Raw genomic sequence first — 14,028 nt, forward strand, 5'->3', positions numbered from 1 at the left:
CTTGCCACAACCTTACCACGCAATAACGGTATCTATAATCTTAATAAACTGATCGCTCATCGCTTTCTATCACTATCTATAGGTAGCTTTTTATTAGTCTATGGTATGCTTACGGCAATCATTTGCGTTACTACAAGACTAGGTATTAACGCGTTCTAACATGGCGTTACCATCTGCGTTTACTTCGGCACGCATTGTCAAAAGGATCTGATTTTTTACATGCATTACCCCTGTTTTTATTCTATGTCTGGCACGCAAGCTCTCGCGCGTTTGATGACACTTTTTGGGGTATTGCCTCGTGCTACTCATGCAACAATCGCGACAGGGGTGCTGCTTGTTATATGTTTAGCGTTTAGCAACAACGTTTTTGCTGTTGATTACAAAATAGCCGGGGTGAAACAAGATAAGTTAAAGAACAACATCCGCATTCACTTAAACAACCTCGATGTCGATGTTACCGCGCTTACTGAACCATTTTGGCAAGATACCCTTCAACGTACCGTATCAAAAGCGGTCGAGCCCTTTGGCTATTACAATAGCGAAGCAGTAATAGACGTTAATAACGATACCGTGTTGGTAAACGTTGCGCTTAATGAGCCGCTTACGGTAGGTCACGTTACCAGAGAGATCATAGGCGCAGGGCGAGAAGACCCAGCTTTCCGCTCGCGGTTTAATGCTTTCGCTCTAGAAAAAGGCGATGTACTTAACCAGCCCGTTTACAGCTCGTTTAAATCAGCAATGTTTAATTATGCGCTGTCCAATGGCTACTTTGATTTTTTTTGGCAAGCAACGCGGCTTGACTTAGTACGTGAAGAAAAAGAGGCGAATATTCTTTTAATCGCACAAAGCGGCCCTCAGTATCAATTCGGTACTATCAAATTTGTGGGTGATGACAAGGCGAAAGCTATCATTAATCGCCTTGCTCCGTTTGAAAGCGGTCAGCCTTATTCATCTTCAATACTCAGCGATTTCAACCGACGCCTAAATCAGACCGGTTATTTTAAACGCGTCATCGCACGGCCTGTTGTAAGCGAGGCTGACGGTTTACTTGTGCCCATTGAAGTAACACTGTCGCATCGACCTCGCGATACTTACAATGTATCACTTGGCGCCGCAACCGACACAGGCCCACGAGTGCGCCTCGGCTGGGAACGACCTTGGGTGAACAAATACGGCCACTCTGCTTCTGCAGATTTATTTCTTTCTGAGCCCGAACAATCGATTACCGCTGACTACCGTATTCCAATGAAAAACATCACTCGAGATTATGTAAGTGTTGAAGCGGGTTATCAATTTATTGAGTACAGCAATACGTCTTTTAACAGTGAAACCTTATCGGTATCACTACATCGATATTGGCAAGAAGACGATTCGCCATGGCAACAAGACGGGTCGCTAACTTACCTAACCGAAACCTATGACCAAGGAGAGGCGGATATCAACACTACGTCGCTTATCCTTCCAGGTTATGCGCTCACTTACTTGGAAAAAGACGACGATTTCGATATTTCATCGGGCACCTATTTTGAAGTATTAACACAAGTTGGCCGCGAGAACGCTGGCTCAGATATCGACATTGTAAAGTCTGTAGCAGAAGGGATGCTCATACGCACATTTAACGAAAAGCATCGTCTAACCGTACGAGGCGAACTAGGTGCAATACGCACTAACGATTTCTCTCAAGTACCCGCTTCATTTCGTTTTTATGCGGGTGGGGATCAAAGTGTAAGAGGGTTTAGATTCAGAGATATTTCACCAAAGGACGAAGTAATAGACCCAGAAACTGGTGAGCTTGCTATAGATGCGATAGGGGGAAAGTATCTAACTACTGCAAGCGTTGAATACGCTTATCGCGTCGCCGACAGTTGGCGAATAGCCGCCTTTACTGATGCAGGTACGGCAACTAACGATACGAATACAACACTGACATACAGCGTTGGCTCTGGTGTACATTGGCTTTCGCCAATTGGCCCAGTTCGCATTTATCTCGCACGAGGCTTTGCACCAGACGAAAATACCTGGCGACTGCACTTAATGTTGGGGCCAGAGCTATGAGAAAACGTACACTGTCGACGATTTTGCTTTCGCCCGTACTGCTTATCGTACTGGTTTATGCGATATTAATTAGCCCACTAGGCGGCCCAACAATTAGGCTTGCCGCTACCTCTTTTGTTGATAATTTAGCGATAGAAAAAATACAAGGCGGTATTGCTGATGGGTTAACGATTAGCGCGCTTTCGTATGAAGATGAAACATGGAACGCCAATATCAACAACCTCTTTGTTGATATAACGTGGCGCTGCCTGTTTGAGCCGCGTGTGTGTGTTAATGACGTGGTTCTCAATCAAGCCACAATTGTTCAAAAACGCGAGCCAGCTGAAACAGATAACACGACATCTACAGCGTTTGCATTGCCCTTTCCTATTGAGCTTGAGCGCGCGGACATCCGCGACTTTACGCTTGAGTTACTAGCGCAAAAAATTCGTGTAGGCACGCTTCAAGTTAATAATGTTGAAGCAAACACTCGCATAGACATAGCGAAACTAACCTTATCTTCATTAGCGATAACCATTGAACCTGGCGAGAAAAAACCCACTGCACAGCCTACCAGCACCTCAACGTTACCTTCATCGTATTCGCTTTCATATACTGTGCCTGAATTACCGACCATCGAAAGCCCTATTCCCATTTCGTTAGAAACATTCGAACTTAAAGATGTGCAGTTTAATCAAGGCGAGACACACTACGCGCTTAAAACAGTGTCGTTTGAAAACTTCGTTTTTGATCGCTCCGATATTGCAATGGAAGCATTATTGGTAGCCCATCAACAAGGAACGTTAACAGGCTCGTTAGACGCCAAGCTGGCCTCGCCTTATCCATTAACCATAGATGTTGATGCCTCGGGTGAAATAAATGGCGACCAGCAGTCAGTCACTGCAAAAGCGACAGGGGATTTGTCTGACCTGTCTGCAAATATTGCAGTAACAGGAGAGATTAACGGAAACATCGCGCTTAAAACCAATATTTTAGATGAAAAACTGCCTATTTCATTTGACGCAAACTGGCAAGAGCAAGCCCTCCCCTTAGTAGCAGAAGGCAAATTGCATGCAGGCCAAGTGAGTTTAAATGGCACCATGGGAGACTATGTATTGCGTGGTGAAGGAGCAGCAACACTGCCAGATGCAGGACGGATTCCGGTTGCGTTAAACGTTATTTTAAAAGAAAACAATATTTCGGTAACTGAAGGCAGTATTGAGGCACTTGAAGGACGGTTAAGTAACACCGGCACCTTATACTTAGATGAGTCTATTTATTGGGAAGGCAGCACTACGTTAACCGATGTGTCGGCGTCTTTATTTGATAGTCGAGCCCCCGATGCACTCAATGGTAACTTAACCAGTGTGGTGCAATACGACAAAAATGGCCTTCATATGAGTCTTAAAGACTTGGATATCAGCGGCATTTTACAAGGAAAGCCATTGTCGGTTAAAGGCTCCGCTGTTTATTCAGGCCCAAGCGATCTTGTGGTGACAACCCTAAAGGTTCAGCAAGCAGATAACGCCATTGATATTAATGCGCAGGTATTAAATAAACGCTATGTAAATGCAGATTTGGGGATTAACGTAAAACAGGTTGAGACCTTGTACTCTGACATTTCGGGCGAAGTAAAAAGCACAATAAAAGTGACAGGCCCGTGGAATGACCCGTCAACCAGTGGCGATGTTCACCTCAACAATATTGCTATTTCTCCTAACATCTCTGCTGATGCTGCTCAGCAAGGGCTAATCAATGGCGATATTACCTTTGAGGGCACGTACAGTAATCACGATGTCACCGTCGCTATCAACGTCCCAAAACATAATGTTAATGCGCAATTTGCCGGGAGTTGGAATAACAACGCTTGGCAGGGGCGTATCAAAGAAAGTTCGTTAAAAATTGCCAATATGAATTGGTTACTTGAATCTGGCTTTGATGTGCAATTCACCACTACCCCAATGTCGGCCGCTATTGGTACACATTGTTGGGTATCAAGAAATGAAGGCCAATTGTGTATTGATACACTTGACGTTGAGAACAATAACGCACAGTGGAAACTTGCCGCCAACTTACTGCCTGTGGGGTTATGGGCCCATGAACTGTTTCCAGAAATAGTGGCTTCCAGCGTGCCAGCCACGCTCACCGCAGCCTCTCAGGGTACTTATTCAGCGAATGGCGACATTGATGCCCAATTCAATGCATCACTGTCACCTGCAACGTGGCAGCTGGGTAAAACACGCCCTATCGATATCACTATTAATTCGATAGAAACCGAAGGGTCAATGAAGCAGGGTAAGCTCTCTGCACGCTCGATAATACAAAGTGATGATTTAGGTAATGCCGAACTGACCGTCTCTGTTCATCCTTTCGAGGAAGAGATACCACTAGATGGCATGCTTGTTATCAACAACATCGACGTGGCGCCATTAAAACCGCTTTCACCCGCCATTCGAACGCTTACCGGTAATCTCAATGGCAATGTACGGTTAAAAGGTGCAGTAACCTCCCCTGTATTATCTGGAGAGTTAAACGTTGCCAACGGCGCTATTGATATCCAAGACACGCCGGTATCACTTAAAGACTGGCAACAGTCCATTATACTTGACGGGCAGACCGCTGACTTTACCGGCACCTTTATTTTAGGTGGGGGAAAAGGCGAACTAACCGGCGGCATCAATTGGTCTGACACACCGAGCGTCGACTTTTCGCTTATCGGCGACAAATTTGAAATAAAACAGCCCAATATGGTGTTTAGAATATCCCCAGATATCGATGTTAATGCCACCACCGAGCGTGTAGATGTATCAGGTGATATCAATATCCCGTGGGCGCGCATTGAGATTGAATCGCTTCCAGAAAGTGCGGTATCGCCTTCAAAAGATGTGTATTTACGCGGCGAACCTGACAGAGAAGAACCATTAGACATTGTTCATGCATCAGTGATGGTAAATATCGACAAAAAGAAAACCGGTGATGTAAAACTCGAAGCGTTTGGCTTGAACGCTAATTTGCACGGCGGTATTCGTGTTAATACCCAACCCGCCTTAGTAGGCTATGGCGACTTACAGATACTCGATGGTCGCTACAGTGCATATGGCCAACAACTTGTTATACAAACAGGTGAAGTGCAGTTTAATGGCCCTATCGACCAACCACTGTTACTGATTGAAGCCATACGTGACCCAGACAAGACCGATGACAGTGTTATTGCTGGTATTCGCATAGATGGTTCTGCCGATGCACCATCGATAAACTTATTCTCTGAACCTGCCATGGATCAGCAAAATGTATTATCGTATTTGCTTACCGGACAAGGCCCAGACGCTGAGACACAAGATCCAAATTATGGCGCCATTTTGCTTGGGTTTGGCTTATCTAACACAAAGTCGCTTACCGGGCAGGTTGGCAAGTCGTTGGGCATTGAAGACTTCAGACTTGGTACAAACGAGGATAGGCTGTCGGTAACCGGGCAAATTAACGACCGGCTATCGGTGGAATATAATGTAGATGTTGGCCTTAGCAATAACGACGCAAATAGCACCTTGCGTAGACGTCAACAGCCACCCGACCTTGCTTTGCGTTATCAATTATTACCACGGCTATTTTTAGAGGCGGTACAAACGACGATTGACGACCAATCACAGTTTGCATTGGACCTGTACTACGAGTTTTTCTCTGGCGAGGCGAAAGAGCCAAGCGATGACGCAAACATTGATGAATAACCACAAGTGATCATTGTTTACGCTTAAGGGCTACCCTTTCATCTCTTGCAGCGCTTGCCACTCCCGCTGAAAGCGCTGTTTCCGTTTATCTGCCCATATATACCACCCAATCATTACGATGGTGGTACTTACGAGTATGGCGACGGTCTTCAATATCTTCTCATCTTTTAGCTCGCCAGTGATATACATTACCGCCCAAAATACCCACAGAAAAAGCGCTGCAGACCATGCTGAATGTTTATTTAACACGGCAATACGAATATTGTTTTTAAATTGCTTACTTAACTGGCCAAGATAGTCATTTGTGCCATCGCTTTTAGCAAACGCCGCAATACGGCGTAACCACAGCTGATATCCCACTAGTGGATAGCTTAAAAGGAAAATCCCCCCAATCATGACTTTTGCTAGTGGCGAAAATTCTGTCCAATACGTAAAAAGTAAAATGGCGCCAGGTAGCATGGCGAGGCAATCACAAATAAAATAACGTCGTTGTTTTGTGGTTTCTTGATGAAAGTCTTTTTTAACGGCTTCAATATCGACTTTTTGTGTGGGCTGTGTTTGCCAAAGATTGGCTAACTCATCATTATTTTGCATTCAATTCTCCTTTAACCACTGCAGCCTTTGCGCGTTTCAAAATAACCCCAACATGGTTTTTAGTTAGGCCACACACCTCGGCAACCTCATCGTAAGACAGCCCCTCTAGCGAGAGCGTTAGCACTTGGCGTTGTTGAAGAGGCAGCGCTCTGACCGCAGCAAGTAAGTGGGCTAACGACTGTTGGTTACTGGTTAAGGTTTCTGGTGATGGCTGAGGGTCGTGGTAGGTGTCATCGCTATCGTCAAACGAATGGGTATCAACCCTTTTTACTTGGCTGGCAACATGCGTTACCGCGCGGTTATGGGCAATCCGTAAAATGTAGGTCTTGATGCTGCTGTCACCTTTAAAGCGAGATAAGCCCTGCCAAACCGCTACTGCAATTTCTTGCAGTAACTCTTGCTGCATCGCATTGTTGGCTTCATAGCTGTTTGCTACGCGGCCTAACAACCCTTCGTATTGTGCAAATACATCATCAAACCCTTGAACCAACGTGCTTCCTCTATTCAGTGCCAGTGAACATTCTTACTAATATCGTTATTTATGCTTGTAGTCCTCGTTAAACAAAAATTATTACATAAGCTGTAATTTTTTTATTGGCGATGAGACTAGACCTTATGAAATGTGATTTTTATTGTCTGTTATCAGGAGTTACGTTATGTCTACATTGAGTCTTGTTTTACTTATCGGCAGTATCGCCACTATCGCGCTGCTAGCGAGTTATTTAGATGCTAAATTTCAATGGCGCTTAAATGATTGGCTACAAGGAAACTGCAATAACCCTTTCATTCAGTCGGAGAAGCAGCAACTGAACGCAGCCCTAAAGCAAAAAGACGCACAAATTGCGACACTGATTGAACGCGTTGAAACACTCGAAAAAATTGTGACTGAGCCAAGTTACGAACTAAACAAAAAAATAAACGCGTTATAGTAAATGATGCCTTTTGTTGTGCATTATATAATGGTAGGGCGACGCATGAATAGCGGTACTTTCCCCATCGCAATGGCGTTGCCGATTATCACAACGAACACACCGACAAACGACAGCCAACTCCACGTATAACCCTCGAAAAAAGTAGAGATAACGAGGGCGACAATGGGATAAACCAATACTACGTATGCGGCTTTGTCTGCGCCAATTTGTTTCAGCAGTTTCATGTATGCCCCAAACGCCAATACCGAACCAAAAAAGGCAAGGTACAATAGCGAATAGTAAAAAGACGGAGCCGTTGGAATAACAAGGGCTTCAGATGAAAATAACGCCGTAATATAGAGAAACACCATGGCATAACTCATGGCGTAAAAATTCATCTGAATAACTGGCGTACCGCTGCTTAATATACGCTCAGAAATCACGTTGCCTACCGAGGCGCATAGAAACGAAATCAGCGCTATGACCAACCCTACAACGAGCGCTGCATCTATCGAGACTTTTGAAAATTCAGGAACAAACATGCAGGTAATACCGGTTAACCCAAATGTAGCACCAATAACGACCTCTAACCGAATAGGCTGGTTTAACCACCAGCGCCTAAGTACAACGTTGATGTAAATGATACAAGAGCTCATAAGCGCCAGCAGCGCGCTAATAATGTGGGCTTGTGCCATATACAGTAAGGTGTAGTTTAAACTGTAGAGAAATAACCCAACCCCCGCCATTTTTATATGCACATGCAGCGGTAGCGAAAAAGGCAACCCTCTCACCAAGCAATAACCACCTAGACAAAGTGATGCGAGTGTATAACGCCATGCAACGGCAAGAGGTTCAGAGGTATGACCCACTTGATACGTTATCGCTATCCATGTTGAGCCCCAAATAAGTGAGCAAATAACAAAAAGTACGGTGTTATTCATGATTGATTAGCCACAAATTCCTGAAGTTGCGAGACGGTTTTATCAAGCAAATGCTGGCGCGCGCTTTGCGCAATCCAAGCATTGTGAGGCGATATCAACAAGTTTGGCATCGGGTTGCTCATCAGAATGTGATGCGGAGGTGGCGGCTCTTCAGAGATAACATCAAGGGCAGCACCGCCTAATGCGTTGCTCTGTAGGGCACGTACTAATGCCGCTTCATCCACCAGACCGCCGCGAGCGGTGTTAATCAATACTGCAGTTGGTTTCATTAACGCAAGCGTACGCGCATTAATGAGCTTGTCGTTTTCCTTTGTCAGTGGGCAGTGCAACGACACAACATCAGCCGTGGGTAATAGGCTATCCAAAGCAGGGCGATCATCGTTTTCGTTGCCAGGTCGAGCCGCAATGCTTACTCGCATTCCAAATGCTTTAAGCAATGCTTCTACCCGTCGGCCTAACTCACCATGACCAACAATAACGGCGTGCTTACCTGACAAGGTAGTAACAGGGTAGTGATTCAAGCAAAAATGCTGAGACGAAGACCAATTTCCTTGCTGAACATCGTTGTGGTAGCGCGGGAAATTTGTCATAAGATTTAGCAATAGCATGAGCGTATGTTGCGCCACGCTCTCGGTACCATATGCTGTTACATTGCGAACACAGATGTTGTGCTGTGCGCAGTATTCAGTATCGATATTATTGACACCCGTTGCCGTTACACCTATGTATTTTAGCGCCTTTGCATACTGCAACACATCGCGGTTAAGTACGACTTTATTGACTAAAATAAACGCAGCGTTGTCAATGCGTGAAATCACCTCATCAGCACACGTATTGTCATAGCACGTTACGTCAATATCGAGCGACCGCAGCACGGTGGTATCAAGGGTCGATAAAGACAAGGTCTCTGTATCAAGAAAGACACCTGAGAGCACTATGCCACTCCTTGATGGTTTATCACGATAGGTTTACTCGCCTTGTTCTTGACTGGCAATACTTGTCAGCGCACTTTTAATTTTTACGGGGATAGGAACGGCCTTATCTGAATTTCTATCAACGAAAACATGCACAAACTGGCCGTGAGCAACCCGACGCTTCGCCTCACCGGCAAACACTGACAGACCATAGGTTACTGAACTTCTGCCAATTTTTTTAACCTCGAGACCAACATAAATAGTTTCAGGGTAAGCAGCTGGCGCTACATACTGACACTGACTGCTCACCACATAAGCAACGGCACTGCTGTTATGAATATCTAACTCACCTTCTTCAATAAGAAATCGGTTTACCGCAGTATCAAAAAAACTGTAATACATTACGTTGTTTATATGCCCGTAAGCATCGTTGTCCTGCCAACGTGTCGCTATCTCAATGTAGTAAGGGTAATCGGTAAGTGTTGGCGTAATGTCTGTCATTGTTATCCTGTGACCCTGCTAACGGGTGCTAAACGAGTACCAAATCATCGCGATGAATCACAACGTCTGTATTCTGATAACCTAGCACATCCGCGATATCTTGCGACTTAATTCCCTTTATACGTGTTAACTCATTTGCGTTATACAAACTCAATCCCTTCGCTATCGTTTGATTGTTGCAGACCACATCAACGGCATCTCCTTGTAAGAATGTCCCGGTTACATTGATGATACCTGAAGGCAATAATGAAGCGCCTCGTTCACGCAGTGCACGTCCTGCACCTTCATCTATGATAACCTGCCCCTTGGTTTTTAAGGTGTGTGTTAACCACAACCTACGCGCGTTAGCGACGGTATCACTTGCTTTAAATAAGGTGCCGGGCACCTTACCGTCAAGCAGTGCCTCGAAGGTTTCGCCTTTTCTCCCGTTAACAATAAGCGTCTGAATACCACTATTCGCACATTTATCGGCCGCTTCTATTTTAGTTCGCATGCCGCCAGTTCCGACCGACGTTCCAGCGCCACCCGCCAATGCATAGGTGTCTTTGGTAATGGCAGGGACATGGTCAATTAATGTGGCATTTCTATCTTTTCGCGGGTCGGCGGTAAACAGTCCATCAATGTCAGAGCAAATAATCAGCGTATCGGCTTGTGCTACTAAGGCCGTGTAAGCGCCTAAGTTGTCGTTGTCGCCCACTTTTAACTCATTGACGGCGACCGTATCGTTTTCGTTTACGATGGGTAACGCATGGTGATTAAGAAGCTCTCGCAGGGTGTTTTTGATATTAACGTAACGGGTTCTATCGCGCAGATCATCAGCGCTGAGCAGTATTTGTGCGCAGGGAAAATCGAAAAAGCGCTGCCAATTTGCCATCATTAAATTTTGACCAATTGCCGCCATGGCTTGCTTTTCTGCAATTGACGCATGGTGTCGTACCGTAATTTTGCTCTTTCCCGCCGCCACGCTACCCGACGAAACCAAGATAACTTCTTTTCCCGCTTCACGGCTTATCGTGATAAATCGAGCCAGTGCCAATAGGTATGTTGCACTACATGCATTACCTTCAGGCGCGATAAGCGCGCTGCCAACTTTAATTACGGCGCGTTGCCAAGAGAAACTGTTCATAGTGGAAGTGAAGAAGGAAACAATAGCCGTAGAATACGACACTTGCGGTCTGAAACAAACGCTCTATTAACAGATTTTTGCGTTAAAAGTGCGCGAGTATACGTTCAAAGGCTGGGATTCAATTACCCACCCTTATATACTAACTTTGGTATCTTATAAGAATTCTATTTTAACACGTTGCAAGGAAACTGCATGAGCACCTCAAAACGACATCTCTATTGGTTAGCGCCAGTGTTGTCTATGCTGATTTATCTGCCCTCAGCAAACGCCGCAATAAAACAAACAAAAGGCGACTTTGAAGATAAATTCCGTCAGCTAGACGAAGTTCTACCTACACCTAACGTATACCGAAACGCAGCCGGTGAGCCGGGGCATCAATATTGGCAGCAACAAGTAGATTACGACATCGACGTGAAGCTACTTGAAGGCGAGCGTCGTATTGAGGCAAGTGAAACCATCACGTATCACAACAACTCACCCGATACGTTAAAATACCTTTGGATTCAGCTTGATCAAAACAAGTTTCGCGACGACTCTATGTCAGCGCTTACCACCACATTTGGTGGAATTGGCAATCGCGGGCCAGCAACACAAGCGGCAAGTGGCAGCAAGCCTGCTCAATTAAGCATGGGTGCGTTGCGCCGCCAACAGTTTGTTGATGATAACGAACTGGGTTACACCATTTCTCGCGTTGAAGATAAGTCAGGCAATGACCTTCGTCATACCACAGTAGGCACGTTGATGCGTGTAGACTTAGCTACCCCATTAAAGCCGGGTAAGAAAGTCACCTTCGATATCGATTTTGCGTTCAACATTGTTGAAGAAGATGCAGTATCGGCTCGCGCAGGTTATGAACACTTCCCTGATGATGAGCGCGAAGGCGGCAACGATATATTCCTGCTTGCACAGTGGTTCCCTCGTTTAGCGGCGTACACCGATTATGAAGCATGGACTAACAAAGAGTTTATTGGTCGTGGTGAATTTACGCTCGAATTTGGTAATTACGAAGTAGACATTACCGTTCCAGCCGATCACATTGTATCGTCCACCGGTGAGCTTCAAAATCCAAAAGATGTACTAACAAAAACACAGCGAGAGCGCTTGAAGAAAGCAGAAAAAGCTGACCGCATTGTTTTCGTTGTAACGCCTGAAGAAGCTATAGAAAACGAGAAAGAAGGGACATCAAAGCTAAAAACGTGGACGTTTAAAGCAGAAAATGTGCGTGATTTTGCATGGGCATCATCACGTAAATTTGCTTGGGATGCACGCGGCTATCAACAAGGCGGCGACACACAGCCTCTTGTGATGGCGATGTCGTTCTACCCTAAAGAAGGTGGCGAGCTGTGGCAGAAGTACTCTACTGAGTCCATCATCCACACGATGGATGTATATAGCCGCTTTAGCTTCGACTATCCGTATCCCGTAGCCCAGTCGGTTAACGGCCCTGTTGGCGGTATGGAATACCCGATGATTACGTTCAACGGCCCTCGTACTGAATTACAAGACGATGGTTCTCGCACGTACTCACTTGCTGAAAAACGTTTCCTTATCGGCGTGGTTATTCACGAAGTAGGGCACATTTATTTCCCTATGACCGTAAACTCTGATGAGCGTCAGTGGACGTGGATGGATGAAGGCTTAAACAGTTTCCTTGATGGTGTCGCTGGCCGTGAATGGGACCCAACGATCCCATGGGGTGTTGAGCCACGTGACATTACAGGCTACATGAAGTCTCAAACCCAAGTGCCTATCATGACACAGTCAGACTCGGTACTTCGTTTAGGCCCGAATGCCTACACCAAGCCTGCAGCAGCGCTAAACATTCTTCGCGAGACTATCCTTGGTCGTGAGCTTTTTGATTTTGCTTTTAAAGAATACGCACAACGCTGGATGTTTAAACGCCCAACGCCATCAGACTTTTTCCGCACGATGGAAGAGGCCTCAGGTGTTGACTTAGATTGGTTCTGGCGTGGCTGGTTCTACTCTACCGATCACGTCGACATTAGCCTAGACAACGTTTATCAACTTCGTTTAGATACTGAAGACCCTGACATCGACTTTGCTCGAGAGCGTGAAGCTGAGATGGACAAGCCTAAGTCACTTACCGATATTCGTAACAAGGAAGAAGGTAAAGAACTTTGGGTAGATCGCTTCGACGATATTAGCGACTTCTACGACGAAAACGATCGTTATACTGTCACGAATAAAGAGCGAAATAAGTATAAGAAGTTTATCGATAAACTTGAGCCTTGGGAGCGTGCTGCTTTTGAACGCGCAGTAAAAGAAGATAAAAACTACTACGTATTAAACTTCAGCAACAAAGGTGGCTTGGTTATGCCAATCATCTTAGAACTTGCGTTCGAAGATGGCACAACAGAGGAAATGCGTATTCCTGCTGAAATTTGGCGTCGCACTCCCAAAGCGGTAACCAAACTTGTCGTCACTGATAAAGACAAAGTACTTGTCGGCGTAACCGTTGACCCGCACTGGGAAACTGCAGATGTAGATGTGGAAAACAACCATTATCCTCGTCGTATTATTCCTTCGCGTATTGAAGCGTATAAGCGCAAGCCACGCAGTACTTATGAGTACCGCGACCTTATGCAAGATTCAAAAACTGAGCTAAAAACTGATGACGACGAGAACGGTGATGACAAATAAGTTATCTACCGTTGGCAAGCAGCAGGGCATTCATGCCCTGTTTGCTATCGCGTTAATTGTATGTGGTTTATTTAGCAGTATGGCACAGGCACATCAGATAAAAGCTGCCATTACCACTGTGCTGTTCAACCCAAGAACAGAGAACATTGAGGTAATGCACAGGTTTAATCTTCATGACGCTGAGCATGCGGTTAAAGCGCTATTTGATAAGCATGCTGACATTATGGACGATACTGATACGCAACAAGCATTTGCTGACTATGTGAATAGCCACTTTGCTTTACTTAATAGTGAAGAAAGTGCGCTTGATTTGTCGTTAGTGGGCTTTGAGCTGGAAGGAAAACACTTCTGGGTTTACCAAGAAACCGCGCAACCACCTGCGTTAGAAGGGTTAAAAATACGTCACGATGCACTGCGTGACTTATGGCCTTCTCAAGTAAATACCATTAATGTTGAAGGTAATGGTCCGTTAAAAACACTGACCTTTACCGACAATGTGACCTTACTAGAAGTGTCATTCAATCGTCACCACGACTGATAATTAAACCGGCATATCACTATGCCGGTTTTTTATTTTCTAAGCTTGCCATGTTTTTCTCTCCCCCTCATGTCTTTAGTGGT

The 14,028-nt window shown here is 45.2% G+C and carries 11 protein-coding genes; 5 read left to right on the forward strand and 6 right to left on the reverse strand.

From position 1 onward, the window contains the following. Window positions 1-243: 243 nt before the first annotated feature. The gene (locus tag ACOJRU_RS17250) at window positions 244-2,055 is read left to right on the forward strand and encodes an autotransporter assembly complex protein TamA (protein ID WP_421132952.1); all 1,812 of its coding nucleotides are present in this window, start codon (window positions 244-246) and stop codon (window positions 2,053-2,055) included. Continuing rightward, window positions 2,052-5,759, forward strand: a complete 3,708-nt coding sequence (locus ACOJRU_RS17255; protein ID WP_421132953.1) for a translocation/assembly module TamB domain-containing protein — start codon at window positions 2,052-2,054, stop codon at window positions 5,757-5,759. Before ACOJRU_RS17250 ends, ACOJRU_RS17255 begins: the two co-directional genes overlap by 4 nt. Window positions 5,760-5,789: 30 nt before the next feature. Here ACOJRU_RS17255 and ACOJRU_RS17260 read toward each other — a convergent pair whose 3' ends face one another. Together ACOJRU_RS17260 and ACOJRU_RS17265 are read right to left on the reverse strand one after the other, a co-directional pair. After that, on the reverse strand, window positions 5,790-6,353 hold the full coding sequence (locus ACOJRU_RS17260; protein WP_421132954.1) for a hypothetical protein: 564 nt from the start codon (window positions 6,351-6,353) through the stop codon (window positions 5,790-5,792). Further along, on the reverse strand, window positions 6,343-6,843 hold the full coding sequence (locus tag ACOJRU_RS17265) for an RNA polymerase sigma factor (protein WP_421132955.1): 501 nt from the start codon (window positions 6,841-6,843) through the stop codon (window positions 6,343-6,345). The genes ACOJRU_RS17260 and ACOJRU_RS17265 overlap by 11 nt, the downstream gene beginning before the upstream one ends. A gap of 166 nt (window positions 6,844-7,009) precedes the next feature. On the opposite strand from ACOJRU_RS17265, the gene ACOJRU_RS17270 reads away from it, so the two are divergent. Beyond that, window positions 7,010-7,282 (forward strand): hypothetical protein, encoded by a 273-nt coding sequence (locus ACOJRU_RS17270; protein WP_421132956.1) that lies wholly within the window; start codon window positions 7,010-7,012, stop codon window positions 7,280-7,282. Window positions 7,283-7,305: 23 nt separating this feature from the next. Here the strand turns inward: ACOJRU_RS17270 and ACOJRU_RS17275 are convergent, their stop codons facing one another. The 4 genes from ACOJRU_RS17275 to proB are packed head-to-tail and all read right to left on the reverse strand — an operon-like array spanning window position 7,306 to window position 10,746. Continuing rightward, complete coding sequence (locus ACOJRU_RS17275) at window positions 7,306-8,205, reverse strand: DMT family transporter (RefSeq protein WP_421132957.1); 900 nt, start codon at window positions 8,203-8,205, stop codon at window positions 7,306-7,308. Then, complete coding sequence (locus ACOJRU_RS17280) at window positions 8,202-9,140, reverse strand: D-2-hydroxyacid dehydrogenase (RefSeq protein WP_421132958.1); 939 nt, start codon at window positions 9,138-9,140, stop codon at window positions 8,202-8,204. Before ACOJRU_RS17280 ends, ACOJRU_RS17275 begins: the two co-directional genes overlap by 4 nt. Before the next feature lie 33 nt (window positions 9,141-9,173). Beyond that, window positions 9,174-9,620 carry an acyl-CoA thioesterase gene (locus tag ACOJRU_RS17285; RefSeq protein ID WP_421132959.1) on the reverse strand — a complete coding sequence of 149 codons (447 nt, stop codon included), beginning with the start codon at window positions 9,618-9,620 and terminating at the stop codon, window positions 9,174-9,176. Between the two features lie 28 nt (window positions 9,621-9,648). After that, on the reverse strand, window positions 9,649-10,746 hold the full coding sequence (gene proB, locus ACOJRU_RS17290; protein ID WP_421134796.1) for a glutamate 5-kinase: 1,098 nt from the start codon (window positions 10,744-10,746) through the stop codon (window positions 9,649-9,651). 192 nt (window positions 10,747-10,938) lie between these two features. On the opposite strand from proB, the gene ACOJRU_RS17295 reads away from it, so the two are divergent. Further along, window positions 10,939-13,407: a M1 family metallopeptidase gene (locus ACOJRU_RS17295; RefSeq protein ID WP_421132960.1), complete on the forward strand. Its 2,469-nt coding sequence runs from the start codon at window positions 10,939-10,941 to the stop codon at window positions 13,405-13,407. Then, the gene (locus tag ACOJRU_RS17300) at window positions 13,397-13,945 is read left to right on the forward strand and encodes a DUF6702 family protein (RefSeq protein WP_421132961.1); all 549 of its coding nucleotides are present in this window, start codon (window positions 13,397-13,399) and stop codon (window positions 13,943-13,945) included. Before ACOJRU_RS17295 ends, ACOJRU_RS17300 begins: the two co-directional genes overlap by 11 nt. The last annotated feature ends 83 nt before the right edge of the window (window positions 13,946-14,028 follow it).

Source organism: Alteromonas algae, from assembly GCF_049117195.1.
GTDB lineage: Bacteria > Pseudomonadota > Gammaproteobacteria > Enterobacterales > Alteromonadaceae > Alteromonas.